Source organism: Dyadobacter sp. 22481 (genome assembly GCF_052044875.1).
GTDB lineage: Bacteria > Bacteroidota > Bacteroidia > Cytophagales > Spirosomataceae > Dyadobacter > Dyadobacter endophyticus.
The window spans coordinates 890,139-907,016 of the sequence record NZ_JBQENV010000001.1 but is presented as its reverse complement, the minus strand read 5'-3'; the positions used below and the strand labels follow the sequence as shown (position 1 = coordinate 907,016).

The 16,878-nt window shown below is 52.5% G+C and carries 16 protein-coding genes; 6 read left to right on the top strand and 10 right to left on the bottom strand.

What is annotated here, in order from left to right; all coding sequences use genetic code 11:
* Positions 1-77 precede the first annotated feature (77 nt).
* The 3 genes from ACTJJJ_RS03295 to ACTJJJ_RS03285 are packed head-to-tail and all read left to right on the top strand — an operon-like array spanning position 78 to position 2,808.
* On the top strand, positions 78-296 hold the full coding sequence (locus ACTJJJ_RS03295; protein ID WP_188930693.1) for a hypothetical protein: 219 nt from the start codon (positions 78-80) through the stop codon (positions 294-296).
* Between the two features lie 19 nt (positions 297-315).
* Positions 316-1,872, top strand: coding sequence for a carboxylesterase/lipase family protein (locus tag ACTJJJ_RS03290; protein WP_188930695.1), 1,557 nt, complete (start codon positions 316-318; stop codon positions 1,870-1,872).
* 57 nt (positions 1,873-1,929) lie between these two features.
* Entirely contained in the window at positions 1,930-2,808 is an 879-nt protein-coding gene (locus ACTJJJ_RS03285) for a sugar phosphate isomerase/epimerase family protein (RefSeq protein WP_188930697.1), read from the top strand.
* On the opposite strand, the gene ACTJJJ_RS03280 is transcribed toward ACTJJJ_RS03285, so the two are convergent.
* From ACTJJJ_RS03280 to ACTJJJ_RS03260, 5 genes are read right to left on the bottom strand one after another with little or no spacing between them, the layout of a single operon-like run.
* Positions 2,809-4,098, bottom strand: a complete 1,290-nt coding sequence (locus tag ACTJJJ_RS03280) for an enolase C-terminal domain-like protein (protein WP_188930699.1) — start codon at positions 4,096-4,098, stop codon at positions 2,809-2,811. It lies immediately after the preceding gene.
* Positions 4,099-4,158: 60 nt separating this feature from the next.
* The gene (locus ACTJJJ_RS03275; RefSeq protein ID WP_188930701.1) at positions 4,159-5,013 is read right to left on the bottom strand and encodes an NAD(P)-dependent oxidoreductase; all 855 of its coding nucleotides are present in this window, start codon (positions 5,011-5,013) and stop codon (positions 4,159-4,161) included.
* 28 nt (positions 5,014-5,041) lie between these two features.
* Complete coding sequence (locus ACTJJJ_RS03270; RefSeq protein ID WP_188930703.1) at positions 5,042-6,508, bottom strand: GntP family permease; 1,467 nt, start codon at positions 6,506-6,508, stop codon at positions 5,042-5,044.
* A 12-nt stretch (positions 6,509-6,520) separates the two neighbouring features.
* Entirely contained in the window at positions 6,521-7,288 is a 768-nt protein-coding gene (locus ACTJJJ_RS03265) for an HpcH/HpaI aldolase family protein (protein WP_188930705.1), read from the bottom strand.
* Positions 7,289-7,315: 27 nt separating this feature from the next.
* Positions 7,316-7,531, bottom strand: a complete 216-nt coding sequence (locus ACTJJJ_RS03260) for a hypothetical protein (RefSeq protein WP_188930707.1) — start codon at positions 7,529-7,531, stop codon at positions 7,316-7,318.
* Between the two features lie 190 nt (positions 7,532-7,721).
* On the opposite strand from ACTJJJ_RS03260, the gene ACTJJJ_RS03255 reads away from it, so the two are divergent.
* Entirely contained in the window at positions 7,722-8,078 is a 357-nt protein-coding gene (locus tag ACTJJJ_RS03255; protein ID WP_019943040.1) for a winged helix-turn-helix transcriptional regulator, read from the top strand.
* 92 nt (positions 8,079-8,170) lie between these two features.
* On the opposite strand, the gene ACTJJJ_RS03250 is transcribed toward ACTJJJ_RS03255, so the two are convergent.
* The 5 genes from ACTJJJ_RS03250 to ACTJJJ_RS03230 form a co-directional block, all read right to left on the bottom strand.
* Positions 8,171-8,896 (bottom strand): tRNA threonylcarbamoyladenosine dehydratase, encoded by a 726-nt coding sequence (locus ACTJJJ_RS03250; protein WP_188930709.1) that lies wholly within the window; start codon positions 8,894-8,896, stop codon positions 8,171-8,173.
* Entirely contained in the window at positions 8,896-9,555 is a 660-nt protein-coding gene (locus tag ACTJJJ_RS03245; RefSeq protein WP_188930711.1) for a TatD family hydrolase, read from the bottom strand. Before ACTJJJ_RS03245 ends, ACTJJJ_RS03250 begins: the two co-directional genes overlap by 1 nt.
* Positions 9,552-9,956, bottom strand: a complete 405-nt coding sequence (locus ACTJJJ_RS03240; RefSeq protein WP_188930713.1) for a hypothetical protein — start codon at positions 9,954-9,956, stop codon at positions 9,552-9,554. Before ACTJJJ_RS03240 ends, ACTJJJ_RS03245 begins: the two co-directional genes overlap by 4 nt.
* 72 nt (positions 9,957-10,028) lie before the next feature.
* Positions 10,029-10,745 (bottom strand): LytR/AlgR family response regulator transcription factor, encoded by a 717-nt coding sequence (locus ACTJJJ_RS03235; protein WP_188930715.1) that lies wholly within the window; start codon positions 10,743-10,745, stop codon positions 10,029-10,031.
* Positions 10,742-12,370 (bottom strand): sensor histidine kinase, encoded by a 1,629-nt coding sequence (locus ACTJJJ_RS03230; protein WP_188930717.1) that lies wholly within the window; start codon positions 12,368-12,370, stop codon positions 10,742-10,744. Before ACTJJJ_RS03230 ends, ACTJJJ_RS03235 begins: the two co-directional genes overlap by 4 nt.
* Positions 12,371-12,432: 62 nt before the next feature.
* Between ACTJJJ_RS03230 and ACTJJJ_RS03225 the strand changes: the two genes are divergently transcribed.
* Positions 12,433-13,329 carry an ABC transporter ATP-binding protein gene (locus tag ACTJJJ_RS03225; RefSeq protein WP_188930719.1) on the top strand — a complete coding sequence of 299 codons (897 nt, stop codon included), beginning with the start codon at positions 12,433-12,435 and terminating at the stop codon, positions 13,327-13,329.
* Positions 13,323-16,862: a M1 family aminopeptidase gene (locus tag ACTJJJ_RS03220; protein ID WP_440701426.1), complete on the top strand. Its 3,540-nt coding sequence runs from the start codon at positions 13,323-13,325 to the stop codon at positions 16,860-16,862. The genes ACTJJJ_RS03225 and ACTJJJ_RS03220 overlap by 7 nt, the downstream gene beginning before the upstream one ends.
* Positions 16,863-16,878 lie beyond the last annotated feature (16 nt).

The following is a 16,878-nucleotide window of genomic DNA, read 5'->3' as shown; positions in this document are numbered from 1 at the left end:
TTCATTTAACCTGTCGCGCCTCCGCCCCAGCTAAATTTTCATACTCCGTTAATCTGCCATAACCAACCGTCTAGGAATTGATATGCTTACAGGCGTTACCAAATCGGCAAAATGGCCATCGCACGCCGCCTAAGGAATTCCTGATCCGGTTGGAACTGCATTCAAATGGCCTGATACCCGCCTCCTGGTGGCTCAGGCTGGTACAAAAATCGAAGGAAGCGGAGCTGACGCAGGACACCGCAATTCGTGAGCAGGAAAGCAAGCATGTCAAAAATAAAATCGAACTTGCGCTTTAAACGATCACTGATATTCCGGATGAAATTACGCGCATTTTCGCTTTCCAACTTACTCCTGGCCGTCGCCCTGGCCACCCTTCATTTTTCGGCGCAGGCTTCGGATACACTTCGCATTGAAGGCGGAAGGGTTTCCGGCACAGTGAGTTCTGACGGCCGTATCAGCATTTTCAAAGGCATTCCATTCGCTGCGCCGCCGGTGGGAAACTTGCGTTGGAAAGCACCACAACCCGTGAAAAAGTGGAGTGGCGTAAAAGTGTGCGACGCATTTGGCCCAAGCCCAATCCAAAATGAACCAGCACCGTTCAGCATGTGGAGCGCGGAGTTTCTTATTCCTAAAGCACCTATTAGTGAAGATTGCCTTTATCTGAACGTATGGACAGATAAACAGGGCAAAACAACGGCCAAAAAGCCGGTAGTAGTCTGGATTTATGGAGGCGGCTTTGTGAGCGGCGGTGCGGGGTGTGCCATATACGATGGCGAAGCGACAGCCAGAAAAGGCGTCGTTTTTGTCAGTATCAATTACCGTGTGGGCGCATTCGGCTTTTTTGCGCATCCAGAACTGACGAAGGAATCAGGAAAGAATGCATCGGGTAATTATGCCCTCATGGACCAGATTGCGGCTTTGAAATGGGTTAAAAAGAATATCGCCCAGTTTGGTGGCGACCCCGAAAATGTCACCATTGCTGGCCAGTCGGCAGGCTCGATGAGTGTTAACTGCCTGGTGGTAAGCCCACAGGCAAAAGGCCTTTTCAACAAAGCAATCGCAGAAAGCGGCGCAGGTTTCGGCAGAAATTATCCATCCCTGAAACAGGCCGAAGAAGCCGGTTTAAAGGCCGGTGAAAAATTGAATGCAACCAGCCTGGCAGCATTGCGAAAAGTGCCTGCAGAAGAAATTTTGAAGAACATTACCACCTACCGCGGACCTATTACGGACGGACTGGTGCTTCCGGAGTCGGTATCCACTATTTACCAGGCTGGAAAACAAAATGCAGTCACACTCCTTACCGGCTGGAACCAGAATGAAAACGCAGTGGCCAAGCCGAAGAATGCAGCTGATTTTCAGGCACAATATAACCAACAGTACGGTCCGATTGCCCAGACATTCTTCCAGTATTACCCGGCCCAATCCGACGCCGAAGCCGCGCATTCGCAGGACGAGCTCGCCCGTGACATGAGTTATGGTATTCAGAACTACTCCTGGGCACAAGCGCAGGCACAGCAGGGCAAAGGCGCATATTTATACCGTTTCACACGCAAGCTGCCTGCCACCGGCATTTACGCGCAGTATGGCGCATTTCATACGGGCGAAGTCGCATATGCGTACGATAACCTCCGTTTTATCGATCGTGCATTGCGCCCGTTGAATGCTACGGATGATCAGATTGCCAACGTCATGTCTGCCTATTGGGTCAATTTTATAAAAACCGGCAATCCTAACGGCACCGGATTACCACAATGGCCTGCATTCAATACCAACGCACCCCAAATGATCATGCTTGGCGACGAAATTAAGGCCGGGCCATTAACCGAACAACCTGCGCTCGATTTCCTGATCGAGCAGGCTGCCAAACGGTAGAATTTGCTGGAAGCCGGCTTAGAGCGATTGTAACCAGTCAAACCAAACCGGCTCCTTATGCGTATCGACAGAAAGACCTTTCTTCAAAATCTCTCCATGGCTGCCGGCGCAGCACTTCTCCCGGACCTGACGCTGGCCGATCCGCTTTTTCTGAAAAAACCTAAAATGCAGCTAGGATTTGTGACTTACCTGTGGGGCAAAGACTGGGATGTGCCAACGTTGATCAAAAACCTTTCCGATACGCACATTACGGGCGTCGAGCTGCGTGTGGAGCATGCGCACAAAGTCATGCCCGATCTCACCCCTGACCAACGGAAAGAAGTGAAAAAGCAATTTGCCGACAGCCCTGTCAAAATAATAGGGCTGGGAACCAATCAACAATATGATTATCCTGACCAGGACAAACTGAAAGCCTCTATTGATCGCACAAAAGAATTCATCCGCCTGAGCGCAGATGTCGGCGGCACCGGCGTGAAAGTGAAGCCGAATGCATTGCATAAAGAAGTCCCTACCGAAAAAACATTAGAGCAGATCGGGCTGGCATTGCGGGGGCTGGCGGGTTATGCCGCAGATTTCGGTCAGCAACTGCGGCTGGAAGTTCATGGTGAAGAGACGCAGGAACTTCCCAACATCCGCAAGATCATGGACTATGCCGATCACCGTAACGCGAAAATATGTTGGAATTGCAACAAACAGGACCTGAACGGACAAGGCTTTCAATACAACTTCGACCTCGTCAAAAAGTATTTCGGTGATACCTGCCACGTCCGCGAACTCAACCGCACCGATTACCCCTATCCCGAACTAATAGATAATCTGGCCAAAATGGATTACAAAGGCTGGGTACTGCTGGAATGCCACACCAACCCCGATGACAAAATCAAGGCGTTGCAAGAACAACGCCAGGTTTTTGACAAAATGATGGCTAAATATTAATTACCAACGGACCGCTTTAAACTTCCAGCCGGGCACTTTTTTCTGCATCTCAATTTCATCGTCGCGTTTTTTAAGACCGCAGGCAATGTAATTCTGATGCAGTTTTTTTAATGCCTCGCGATCCAGTTCCACGCCCAGGCCGGGGCCGGTAGGCACTTTCACGCTGCCTTCCTCAAACTGAATACGCCCGCCAACGATGACCTCGTCGCTTTGCCACGGATAATGCGTATCGAGTGCGTAGGGAACATCCGGCAACGCCGCGCCGAGGTGTACCATCGCTGCCAGCGAAATGCCCAGGTGGCTGTTTGAATGCATCGACAGGCCCCGCCCAAACGTGTCGCAAATTCCCGAAAGCGTCATCGAAGCACGCAATCCGCCCCAGAAATGATGGTCACTGAGGATAATGTCTTCGGAACCAAGTTCTATGCTCCGCGGAATATCCCCGAAAGAAGTGGTGCACATATTGGTAGCCAGCGGAATACCCAGCTCCTTTCGCACCTTCGCCATATTCTCCTGCCCGCGCACGGGATCTTCCAGGTATTCGAGGATACCTTTCAGTTCACGGCCATATTGAATGGCCGTTTCTACCTCCCAGATTGCATTCGGGTCGACGCGCAATGGCACATTCGGGCCGAATGCCTTGTGCAATGCCAACATGGAATCCACCTCGATACGCGGCTCGAAAACGCCGCCTTTCAATTTAATGGACTGAAAGCCAAATTCTTTACACATCGCTCGTGCTTGCCCGACTATGCTTTCGGGGTCGAGTGCGGCGGCTTGCCGTGCGGCGGCCCAACCAGTGGCACCCGGGTCGGTACCGAATCCCAGCGGGCCGCCCGCACCTTCATATTTATAAAACAAATAGGCCGAAAATGGCACACGGTCCCGCATTTTACCTCCCAGCAAATCCACCACCGGCCGGCCCGTAATTTTGCCGATAATATCCAGACAAGCCACTTCCACCGCGCTGAAAATATGCACGAGCTTCCGCTGGTCCCAGGGCGCATCCCCGCGCGCAGCCGCCGATTCGGTGCCGAAATGGTCGGTCAGTATCTGCCGGATCACATTCAGATTGTACGGATCGCGACCGATCAGTAATGCTTTGGCTTCTTCCAGAGCCGCGTCGATATCGCTGTTGCCCGGTATCTCGCTAATGCCCGAAATACGATCGTCAGTAACGATCTCAACAACAGTCCGAAGCGCATAAGGTGCATGCAGCCCTGCCGCATTCAGCAGCGGCGGGTCAATAATAGCAATGGGAGTAATGTGGATTTCCTGGATGTGTGACATCGGTACTGAATTTTGAATGGTTGAATGGGTGACCGGGCATGACCATGCCGTCAAAACCTGTTAATCTTTTAATGCCAAAAACAGCGCGCTATGGTCGAGCTCGCCGTTGCCTTGCTGCATGGCGGCGTCCATTTGTCCGGCCGCCGTTTCAGTGCCGGGTAATGTGATACCGAGCTCGCCGCCAGTTTCGAGGGCGATGTTAATGTCTTTCTGATGTAGCTTGATTTTAAAACCCGGCTTAAAATTCCGATCGATGATCCGCTGCCCATGGAGATCGAGAATGCGGCTCTGAGCGAAACCACCCAGCAATACTTCCCGCATTTTGGCAAGGTCTACCCCTGCTTTTTCAGCTAATGTAAATGCCTCGGCCACGGCCTGAATCGTTTGCCCGACGATCATTTGGTTGCAAGCCTTCGTCGTTTGCCCGGCACCCGGTTCGCCGATATGCACGATATTCTTGCCCATGGCCTGAAACACCGGCAATGCCCGCGCAAATGCAGCCGCATTACCGCCAGCCATAATGGACAGCGTGGCAGCCTCTGCGCCCACCTGTCCGCCTGATACCGGTGCGTCCAGGGCTTCCACGCCCTTTTCCTGCATTATATCAAAGAGTTTACGGGCAAAGAGCGGCGCTATGGTGGACATATCTATGAATAAACTTCCCTTGCGAATGCCCGCCAGAACGCCGCTATTGACTACTTCCCCGACTTGCGGCGAATCGGGCAACATGGTAATCACAATATCACTTCCCGCGGCCAGCGCGGCCGCATCCGGCCACACTTCGGCGCCGGCCTCTTTTAATATACCCGACGCCTGGCTTGCTGCAAGCACCCCCACCGGGTAGCCTGCCTTCAAAAGATTGAGCGCCATTGGCTTACCCATAATGCCGAGCCCTATAAAACCGATCTTCTCCATTTTAAATAACTATCTTTTTTTGAAATGATTAAACCAATGGAAATACCCGCGCCGCGATCATCAGGACGATCAGGCCCACGCAGCCCATCACTACCAGCATGGGCGAAAAGGTTTTCAATGCCTCCTTCTCGGTGAGGTTGCTGATCTTGACGATGATCCAGAACCCGGCGTCGTTCATCCAGGGCACAAGTTTCGAGCCGCAACCGATCGCAAGGCCCAGATACAGCGGATGGTACTCCAAATGGGCGCTGGTAGCCATTCCCGACAGAATGCCGGAAGCTGTAATCAACGCCACCGTAGCCGATCCCTGCGCCGTACGTACGACCGCGCTGATCACGAAGGCGAGCGGGATGAGCGTCATCTGGTAGTCGGCAGTGAGTGCGGCAATGCGCGAGCTGATACCTGTTTGCTGCAAAACGCCACCAAATGCGCCACCCGAGGCGGTAATGAGGATAATCCCTCCACCGCTCATCAATGCAGCCTGCACAAACGCCGAAATGCCTTCTTTACTTCCTTTTTTCGTAACAGCCAGCAGCACCAGGGCAATCAGCCCGCCTCCTACCAGCGCGATGTTCTTGTCACCGATCAATGCTACAAAATCCACCAGAAAGTGTGCCGGCGAAGATTCCGGCGTAAATGCGCCCGATTTGATCATCGATTTCAGGATATTATCCAAACAAATGAATACCAGCGGAAAGGTTACGGGCAGAAGCGAGAACCATAGCGGCGGCAGCTCCCTATCGGCCTTTTCGGCCAACGAACGGATATCGTCCAGCCGGGCATCGAGCGAATCGCGGAGTTCTACCGGCCATTTGGCGTTGGCCCATTTGGCAAACAAGAAACCTGCCGTAATCGTGACCAACCCCAGCAATGTGCCGCCGGCCATCATCATGCCGATCGGGATATTCATTTCACCGATCAGGAACAATGGCCCCGGTGCGGGCGGGACGAACGAATTGGCCATCGCTGCGCCGCCGGTAATAGCCAGTACCAGAAGCAGATAGTTCTTACCAATGCGCATGCTCACCGCTTTGGCCAGCGGGATCATCAGAAAGATCACAATATCAAAAAACACCGGCACACCCAGGAAGAAACTGCTCACCAGGAATGCAAACGGCGCATTGCTCACGCCCGTCACGGCCAGCATCGACCGCACGATCCGCTCGGCAGCCCCGCTTTCGAGCATGGCTTTACCAATAATGGCGGCCATCGCGATCAGAATGCCGATTTTCCCACAGGTACTACCAAATTCAGTAGCAATGCGCTCGCCGATGCTTTTTTTGGCCAGTGCTGCGGCGGCTTCGGGAGAGGAACCTTTCGCGATCGCAAATGCCTCGACAGACGACGCCGGCGTGAGCAACGCTACCACAAATGCAGCCAGAATAAGCGCCAGGAACGGGTGCAATTGCAGGAAAATAATGCCGCCCACCACGATAATCACACCGATGAGCAGAATGAAGAGCGGGTCGCTGAATAACGCAGTCATTAAAGTCATGAAAAGGAAGGTTTAGGATGGACGGAGTTCGTTCAGCTTTTTGGCCATGGTGCGGGCGCCCTCGGCGACAAAAGTGGCGTCGGAGCCGCACGCTATGAACCGGATGCCCATCTCATGGTAGGCCGTGTATTCATTGGTATTAAAAAAAAGAATACCCACTGCTTTCCCGGCTTTTCGGGCGGCCTCACACGTTTCCCGAACGGCGTCCCGGAACCTCGGATGATCGAACTGCCCAAAAATGCCGAGCTCCATCGAAAGGTCGGCCGGGCCGATAAAAAGAACGTCGACGCCTTCGGTTGTCGCAACCGCATCGAGGTGATGGAGAACCTCCACCGTCTCGATCTGCGCGATGCCCAGGATATTGTCCCGACTGTTGTCGTAATAGTCCTGAAAATGCTGCCCGAAACCCGTCGCTCGCACCATTTTAGCCACGCCTCTACTACCGAACGGCGGGTAATGCAGGCCGTGCACGAGTTTTTGTGCCCCTTCCGGGTTCTGGATTTTAGGGCACATTACCCCTTCCGCACCCATGTCGAGCACGCGGTGAATGCGCTGGCTTTCCGAACTTTCCACGCGCACAATCGCCGCCGTGGGCGTGTGTTCGAGCGCCTGCAACTGGTAAAGCACGTCCTTTTCGGAGCCGGCGCCATGTTCCAGGTCGATGAGCACCCAGTCGAACCCGGCCAGTCCGACGATCTCGGCGGTGAGGGGGCTGCCTGTATTGAGCCAGCAGCCGTGCAGGGTTTCCCCGTTTTGCAGTCTTTTTTTCAGGTTTTTCATTCAAAAATCGGTTGATACGATGAAGCCTCATTCCCGTTCTGATTTTGTTACGCTACCGACTATACGCATACGCAAAGCGAAGGTTATGAGCTCGGGAGATAATGCTTGCACATACAGCCTCAGGCCCCAATCGAAAAGGTCGGAATAATAGCCCTGCATGATGTTCGCGAGTGCGTACATGACGCCCGACTGATAGTCATTCCAAAGTTTCTGAGCTTCATCCGGAGTAATGCGTGGTCTCATCTCGTGGTAGCTATCACGTTTTCTAGATGAGACTCATTTTTAGAATATATACCCCACTATTTTTATCTTTTTTATCAAAATAATGCCGAATTGTTTACGGAAGGCTCCTTGCGGCTCGATGGCGTCGTGTTGACAACCTATCAATATCTGCGTAAATTGTGAGTAGCTCCTACAAAAATGAGCCGACCATATGAGAAAACTAACCTCGACGAATTACTACAACCAGACGTTCCTGGAAGAGAAATGTACATTGAACGAACTGATCAACCTGCTTAGCAAACGGTGGTTGACGGAGGTGATGTTCAGCATTGAAGAAGGCAACAACCGGTTTTCGACCCTGAAAGAGGACCTTAAACACATTAGCGACAACATCTTAGCCGATCGTCTGAAACTGCTCGAACAGCACAAGCTGATCATCCGAAATGACAATTTCCGCGAAGTTCCGAGCCGTGTCGAATACTCCCTGTCCGAAACCGGATCGAAGCTGAGCGAACTCCTCGACGGCCTCTGCCACTTCTCCGAAACCGAGATGGAATTTCCGGAATGAGCCACTCTTAAAGACAGCCCGCCCGGTCCTTAACAATTGTTAACAACCACTTCGGAAATTGTGAGTGAACTGGGAATGGCCGTTACCGGCCACTAACCAATCAAATCCCGCAGCACCACCGATGCGCAGGTCGCTCCGAAAGTGGCGGGGAGATAAGGCATGGTACCGTAAGCTGACTTCTTATAATTGCTCCCATCGGTGAGGATGAGCGATTCGCGGATTTGCTCTTCGGTTGAAAATACCGCCTTGATACCCTTGTAAATTCCTGCCTTTTTAAGGTTTTTCCTCACCTGCTGGGCAAACGGGCAGTTAAAGGTTTTGGAAATGTCGACCACTTTCAGTTTGGTCGGATCCATTTTCCCACCCGCGCCCATCGAGCTCACAATTCGTATGTTGCGCTTGTACGCCTGCGTGAGGAAAGTCAGTTTCGGGGTTACGCTGTCGATCGCGTCAATAATATAATCATAGTTGGTCATCGAAAGGATTTGCTCCACCGCATCCGGCGTTACGAAACTTTTCACGACATTTAAAGTGAGCTCCGGGTTGATGGCTTTGAGACGCTCGGCCATAATATCGGCCTTGCTTTGGCCGTGATTCGTCGCCAGGGCGGGCAGTTGCCGGTTACGGTTGGTCGGGTCAACTACGTCGCCATCCACGATGGTCATCGTCCCTACCCCGCCGCGACATATAAATTCGGCGGCAAACGAACCGACTCCGCCCAGCCCGATCACCAGTACATGCGCCCGGCTGAGCTTTATCAGGTTTTCTCTTCCAACCAATAATTCAGTCCTGGAAAGCCAGGAAAAATCCTCCGTCATTATTTAAATACTTTGCCAAAATTCGTTTCGAGCTGCAAAGCAATCTCTTTTTCGGGAATATTCCGCAGCTGTGCCGCGGTTTTGTAGATTTCGCGGATGTCGGCACCGGTATCGTCGGTTTCCAGAAAAAGCTGCTCCATCGGAACAGCCCTGAATGCCTCGGTAATGGCATCGTTGGGATGAAGCAGTGCCTTTCCGAACGACAGGAAATAGCCCGCATCAATCACCGGACGGGTTACTGAAAGGCGATTATTGATCCCATGAAAAACAACGGGGACGCCGGTTTGTTTCAAAAATGCCAGGCACTCCTCAAATGCTTTCACGCAATGCACAATCACTGGCTTTTCCAATTCTTCTGCCAGGGCTATTTGCCGTTCAAATGCGAGGCATTGCGTGTGCCAATCGGTTTTGGTAAGCTTGTCGAGGCCACATTCGCCGATTGCAAGCACCCCGTGCTGGGTAGCATATTTGCGCAATGCGTCGAGATCATCGGAAAGCGTTTCGGGACGGATGTACCACGGGTGCAACCCCGCGCTCACATACCGGGAAGCGGCCGCGTCCCCGAAACCGCCGTGCCGGTTTTCAATGGCAAGTACGTCCTGATCGCCGGCCGGGTGATGGGTATGGATATCCAGAAACATTGGAAGCTGGCCGTTCATTCAAACGGATTGACCGCGTACATCAGATTCCTCGCCGATATTTCATGGGAATCGATGTGCGACCTGCCTTTGTAATTGCGTACCCTGAGGTTGTCTTCTCCCTGATATATAAATGATAGTGTCGCCACCGGCTGGCCGGCGTTGAAGATCTTGGACCCTTTCTCGGTATAAGCGTCGGCTAGCTCTCTCAACAATGCAGCATCCTGGAATTCAAGGCATTTCAGAGTAAAACCGTCAATATCGCCGTCCCAATTGAGGTAAAGTAAATGGCGTTGTCCGGGAGCTATTTCAAAGTAAAAATTAAAGCGGCGCTGACCGTCGAATGCCGACGAAAGCTGTAATTCCTTCGAATCCGGGAAGTAGGTTCTGATCTGGTCGCGTAAGTAATCGAGTGAATTCATGATGGTGCGTGGGTGGTGTCTATCAATTCGTGTATAAACAAATATATCCAGCCAGCGGTAAAATTTCAAGGATCAGCCCGGAAAGAGTTTGACAACGTGCTTAAACGTTTTACCAAGCGGTAAGACCTTTCCGTTCAGCAACCGGATCATATTGCCTTCGATGTAGTGTACAAATTTTTTATTTAATATAAACGACTTGTGTATCCTGATGAACGCCTCGGCTGGCAGCTGCTCTTCAAAACTTCCCAGTGTCCGTTGCGTGAGCAGAAATTGATCCCGCCCCCAAACCTTCACGTAATTGCCCAGGCTTTCAAGGTAATACACCTCGTCGAGCTGCATCTGGACGAGCCTCTTGTCGGATTTGATATACAACGGCTCCGGCTCGTGCTGCGTTACGGCTTGTGCGGGCGCAGTAGCTGCTTGTTTTCGCAAAGTATGCTGTTCCAATGCACGGTTGGCGGCTTTCAGGAACCGGTCGAAACGAAACGGTTTCAGCAGGTAATCGACCACTTCGAGCTCGAAACTTTCCAGAGCGTGCTCCTCATACGCGGATGTGATCACAACCAGCGGGCGCTGGTCGAGCGTACGCAGAAAATCGAGCCCGCTGAGCTTCGGCATGCGGATATCGAGGAAAATAAGGTCGACGGCCTGATGGTTGAGAAAGGCAAATGCCTCCGTTGCGAGGTAGCATTGCCCGGCTTTTTCGAGAAACGGGATATCTTCCAGGTACCTCAGGATCACATCATGGGCCAGTGGCTCATCGTCGACAATCAGGCAGCGTAATTTCATAGCAGGTCAATTTCCAGGCTGGCAACAAACACTCCGTTCGCTGCTTCCGTAGTTAACCGGTGTTTCCCCGGGTAGAGCAATGCCAGCCGTTTCCGCAAATTAGTCAATCCGATGCCGGTATGCGCATCCGCCGCCGGTTCGAACGAATTTTTACAGATAAAACGAACAGAATGCCGGTCGGCTTGGAGACTAATGTGCAGGAATGCAGCCTCCTCCGCATTTTCAACACCGTGCTTGAAGGCATTCTCCACAAAAACGATCAGCAACAGCGGCGCGACCAGCACCGTACCATCCGTGATTTCGCTATCAAATTGCAGATCGAGGCCCTTTTTAACTCTGATCTTCTGCAATTGCAGGTAATCGTTCAGGTACTTGACCTCGTCTTCCACACCCACCAATGGCTCTTTGGCTTTGTAAATCACGTAACGCATTAGTTCCGATAGCTGCAATATGCTTTCCGGGGTCTGCTCTGAACGTTGCAGGCTCAATGCATAGAGATTATTGAGTGTATTGAAAAAAAAATGCGGGTTCAACTGCTGTTTCAAAAGGTCGAGCTCTGCGAGGGATTTTTCGTGTTGCAGGGCTGTGATCAGGCTGTTCTGCCTCGCCCATTGAATCGCCAACAGTACCGGGAGACTCACCGCCAGCACCAGTACCGCGCCAAATGCATTTTCCGCTACAAAAGGATTCGCCGAAAATACACCTCCCAGCACCTTGCAGAGGGGCAAGCCGGCCAGCAACTCTCCCCAGAAAGGGTAAAAAACACCTACCAGCGCCGTCGAACAAAGAAGGTAATACAAAATGCCCCGTTCTTTCAGAATACGCGGAACGAGCAAGCGGCTGTTGATATAAAAAAAGAAATACCCTGCCAGGTACATCAGCAGCAGTTGCAGGGAGAAACTGATGAACGTTGGAAACCGAGCAAGGATTTTAAGAATATGTATTTCAAAACCAATGAGCAGTTGCTTACCCGAATGGTAGGCCGGATTGTCGAGACTCGACACCGCCATTGCGCCCAGCAGCAATGCAAGCCCGGTGATGCTGATCAGCACGGCCTTTTCCAGGCTCAGCTTCCGTACCCATTTTACATGGCGCAACCGGCTGATATACTGGCTATCCGCGACCAGCAAGCATTCCAGCGCGGCAATGCAAAGCCCGCCGGTAAAAACAACCGGCCAAAACAACGCTCCTGCATCCATAAGTGCTCCCGACAACACCAATAGCAAGGGCAAATATCCCAAAAAGCACACCAACCAATAACGTCTGTTGCGCCCCCCGAAACGCCCCTCATCGCTCCCTCCGCGCATCCAGGTAGCCACGAGCACAGGTGACCAAAGTAGGGTCAATGCAGTCATCGACTGAAAATATGCGTCCCACGGATCGTCGCGCCCGATCGTAAAACCGATCGAAACCCAGCAGAACAAACCCATGAAAAGTCCCGTATCCCTCCGGCGCGTCAGCACGCCAACCCATTTTTCTATTGCCGCCATCCTGCAAATAAACCCGACTATGCGCTTGCTGTCAAAAATTAATGACGACCGTCGCGATTTTGGTGATATTGGTAAAACAGGCAGGTAAAACGGTCCGACAAAGTCGTTCATCACCGCCCGCAGCACCTTCCTCATTATTAATTGAATACCCGCTTTCGTGCATTCATCTTTGAAGCTTAAACTTCAAAAGCCATGTCATGCAACGATTGAAAATTCAGGGACTTTCCAAAACCTATCCTAACGGCACCCGTGCGCTGGACGGCGTTTCGCTCGAAATACCGAACGGCATGTTCGGCTTACTCGGTCCGAATGGCGCGGGTAAATCGACTTTTATGCGGATCCTGGCCACGCTTACACAACCCGACAACGGGCTGGTAACCTTCGACGGCCGGGATATTGCCCACGACACCACCTGGCTGAGAAGCCGGCTCGGCTACCTCCCACAGGATTTCGGAGTATATCCGGGCATTTCAGCGGAAGATTTGCTCGATCATTTGGCCGTATTGAAGGGTTTGGTCCACAAGGCCGGCAGACGGGAGCAAGTAGCGGCCCTATTGCAGCGAACCAACCTCTATCAGCACCGCAGGCAGGCTGTGAGTACCTTTTCAGGGGGAATGCGCCAACGCTTTGGCATCGCGCAGGCATTGCTGGGCAATCCGCAACTGGTGATCGTCGACGAACCCACCGCCGGGCTTGACCCCTCCGAACGTCACCGCTTTCACGACCTGCTGAGTGAGATCGGGGAACAAATTGTCGTGATACTCTCCACCCATATCGTGGACGACGTGCACGACCTTTGCCCGCAAATGGCGGTATTGGCAACCGGCAGAATCGTGCTCGAAGGCAGACCGGAAACGTTGACAAGCGCGCTCAAAGGGCAACTATGGCGCAAAACGGTAACGCCGTCAGAACTCGCCGAATTGCAAACCACCGTTCACGTCATTTCCACGCGCAGGGTAGCGGGGCGCATTCACGTGCATGTACTCGCGGGAGAGCAACCGGCCAGCGGTTTCGAAGCATTCGAGCCCGGGCTGGAAGACGTATACTTTGCCAAGCTCCCGGGCACAGGGTGGAAGGAGGTGGCGTCATGCTAGCCGCACTGCGCTTCGAAATGGGCTATCATTTCCGGCAGATTGCCTTCCGTATTGCGGCATTGCTGTTCCTGGCGTTGGGTGTTGCGATGCCGTTCGGCAACTTTGGCGGCGAGGAAATTCACCGGAACGCACCCCACGTGATCAATTTCGTCATTTGCCTGCTTTCACTATTCACCATTTTCGTGAGCACGCTCGCCTGTGCCTCCGTAGTCCTGCGCGACGCCCACCACCGCATGGAGCCGCTCATCTTCACTACCAGCATCGGCCGTATGTCCTATTTCACAGTCCGGCTTCTGGGGCTGCTCGGGGCCGTTTTTCTGATTGTGTCTCTTGCCGCAATGGGCACGGCAACTGTATCTTTCATAGCCCCGCCCGAACAGCTCGGGCCCTTCCATTTCTCCCATTACCTGGCACCATTGCTTGCATTCGGCCTTCCCGGGGTGGTTTTTTGTTGCAGCATTGTATTCGCGGCTGCATTGCTTACCCGCAACGCCCGATTCGTGTACGCGGCCGGCGTTTTGATTTTCATTACCTACTTCATGGCTTCCATTTTGGGTAATTCACCGGTGATGGCCGGTTCCATACCTGCCCCGGGAGGCCCCGGCTGGTTTTCGGTACTGATCGATCCTTTCGGTTTTACGGCGTTTTTCGGAGAAACCATGAACTGGCCGGCCTGGCGGCGCAACCGGGAGCTGTTCCCTATCACCCCGATTTTCTTAGCCAACCGCCTGCTCTGGACCGCCATTTCTCTGGCCCTGCTGGGACTGGCTTACAGTCGGTTCAAATTCAGGATTTTATCAGAAAAAGACACAAAAGCCAACCCGGATGTGCAAATCCTGGCCTCCGCTCCCTACCGCACGATCAGTACGCACATTCAGCAACCAATTTATCACCGGCAGGCCTTTTTGCGGGTATTCCGCCTGGAAGCGAAGACACTTTTCAGTCCAATATTAACAATGCTACTTTTTGCAATATGGCTATTTTTCAATGCAGTCGAGCTTTTTGGAAATCTTTCCAACGGCCCCTATGGTGTGCGCAGCTACGCAACCAGCGGAATTCTTGCCGAGCAGCTCATAGCCGTCCGTCCGGCATTGCTGCTGATCATTTTTTATGCTTCCGAGGTGATACACCGGGAAAAAGCCACGGGAATCCAATCGCTGATTTTCGCCACGCCGGTTTCCCTGACTGTCTTCGCCATTGCCAAATCCCTCGCATTGATCGCCTGGATTCTGGCCCTCATTACCGTTCACATCGCGATCGGCATGTCGGTCCAATTGTTTTCAGGATTTGAGGTTTTGGAATGGGGAACCTACTTTTCGCTCTATTACTATGCAGGCCTTCCCCTGGTGCTCTATGCGATCCTGATCGTATTCATCCAAACCCTCGTGTCCAACAAATACCTGGGGATGCTCATCAGTGGACTGGTGATCGGGGTCTTCATTTTTGGCAGAAAACTGGGCGTCGAAAGCTATCTGGCACGCTTCGCCACCGCTCCGCGCCTGCACTACTCCGACTTTCACGGCTTTGGGCACAGCGGTTTAGCCTTTAATTGGTACATGCTCTATTGGACATTCGTCGCGCTGGGGCTCGCGTCCATCGCGGTGCGCCTTTGGCCGGGCAACGGGAAGACACATTCGTTCAGGCACCTATATGCCGGGATAACGCCCATCAGGACAAATGTAGCTTTCAGGTGGCTTTGTGCCCTTTTCGCAGTCGGTACTGGTTTTTATATTCAAAATAAAACCGGCCATTCTGCCCACAACCGCACCGGGGCGGCAGATACGGCATGGCAGACGCAATATGAACGGAAATACAAGCCGCTTGAAAACCTTCCACAGCCGGTGGTTACGGCTGTCGATCTTCAAACCAACCTTTTTCCTTCGGGCCATTATTACACGGTAAAAGGTAATTTGAAGGTTAAAAACCAGTCCAAACAGCCCATTACGCGGCTATGGATTGGTATAGACCCGGACATCGACCTGGTAGCAATGCACCCCGAAGGTGCTTCACACTTATCGTCGGATGAAACCTTCGGGCAGCATTGGTATCGGCCCGATCAACGCCTGATGCCCGGCCAGGAAACGACCATCCATTTCGAAATCCGCGCGGACCGATCCGCTTTTAAAACTTTTAACAGCGAGCATGCGGTTGCCGTCAATGGCTCCTACATTGAGTTGGAAAAGTACCTGCCGTATTTCGGATACCGGCCAGCCTACGAAATAGAAGATGCAGAACAGCGAAGGCAAAACGGCCTGCCTCTCCACAAAAGCAGAATATCAACCGATCACGATTACCATTTCATTCATTTTCAAAACATTATCTCCACCGAAGCAGATCAGCAGGCAGTTACCACCGGCACATTGATAAAAAGCTGGGTGAAAGGGAAACGGAGGTATTTCCACTACCAATCCGAACAAGAGATCCCCTATATGTTCGCATTGAGCTCCGGCCGCTATGCCTTGAAAACCGAGCAGTACAAGGGCACCACGTTCCAAATCTACCACCACCCCGGTCACCCACAAAATGTCCCCGCTATGATGCAGGCCATGAAAGACGCTGTTGATTACAGCACTGACCATTTCGGCCCTTACCCGCACCGCGAACTGACTTTGGCCGAAATCCCGCATTATCCCGGCTCCGCGACGGCCTATCCGGGTGTTATTTTCAGTCAGGAGCGGGCCAATTTCAGGAGTAATCTCAGCGACAGCGCCGGTTTCAACTATACCTATGCCACTACCGCGCACGAAACGGCGCATCAGTGGTGGGCGGGACAAGTAGCAGCCCCGGCAGGGCCCGGTTATGCATTGCTTACGGAATCGCTAGCCAAATACACCGAAGCGTTAGTGACCGAAAAACGCTTTGGCAAAATGTATCTGCGGCCGTATCATGTAAAGGACACACAGCTCTATTTCGCCTACCGCAGTGCCGTCGGCGAGAAGGAAATACCGCTATGGAAAACCACGGAACAGCCCTTTGTACATTACCAGAAGGGAGGATTGGTGCTGTTTCGGCTCAAAGAAGCCTTAGGCGAGGCACATTTGGCCCGGGCATTGCGTGAACTGGTGACGCACCACGGTTACCCATTACGAAAACCCAGTCCCGCCGACCTGATCGATGCATTGAAACGCGGCGCAAATGCCGCCCAAATGCGGTTGATCGACGAGCTTTTCAAGAAGGTTATTGTATTTGATAATGCTATTAAAATACTGTCGAACAAGCCATTGGCCAACCACAGACAACTGCTTACTTTGGAAATAAATATTCGCAAAACAGACGAAACCTCGGGCAAACCGGTACCATTGAAACCCGATGACGATATCGAAATAGTTGTTTTCGACCAGGTATTAACGTCGGGCGGCGAACCGTCACGCGGCGGGCCATCAAAACCTGTTTACCTGCAACGGCACCATTTTTCAAAAGAGAGGTCGGTGATCCGCATTGCGGTGCCGGACGGACCGGCCACAGTCATGCTCGATCCGCTGTCGTATATGCTCGATGTGGGCGAACACGATAATGTCGCGGTGCTAAAATGAGGCAGGCCGGCATATT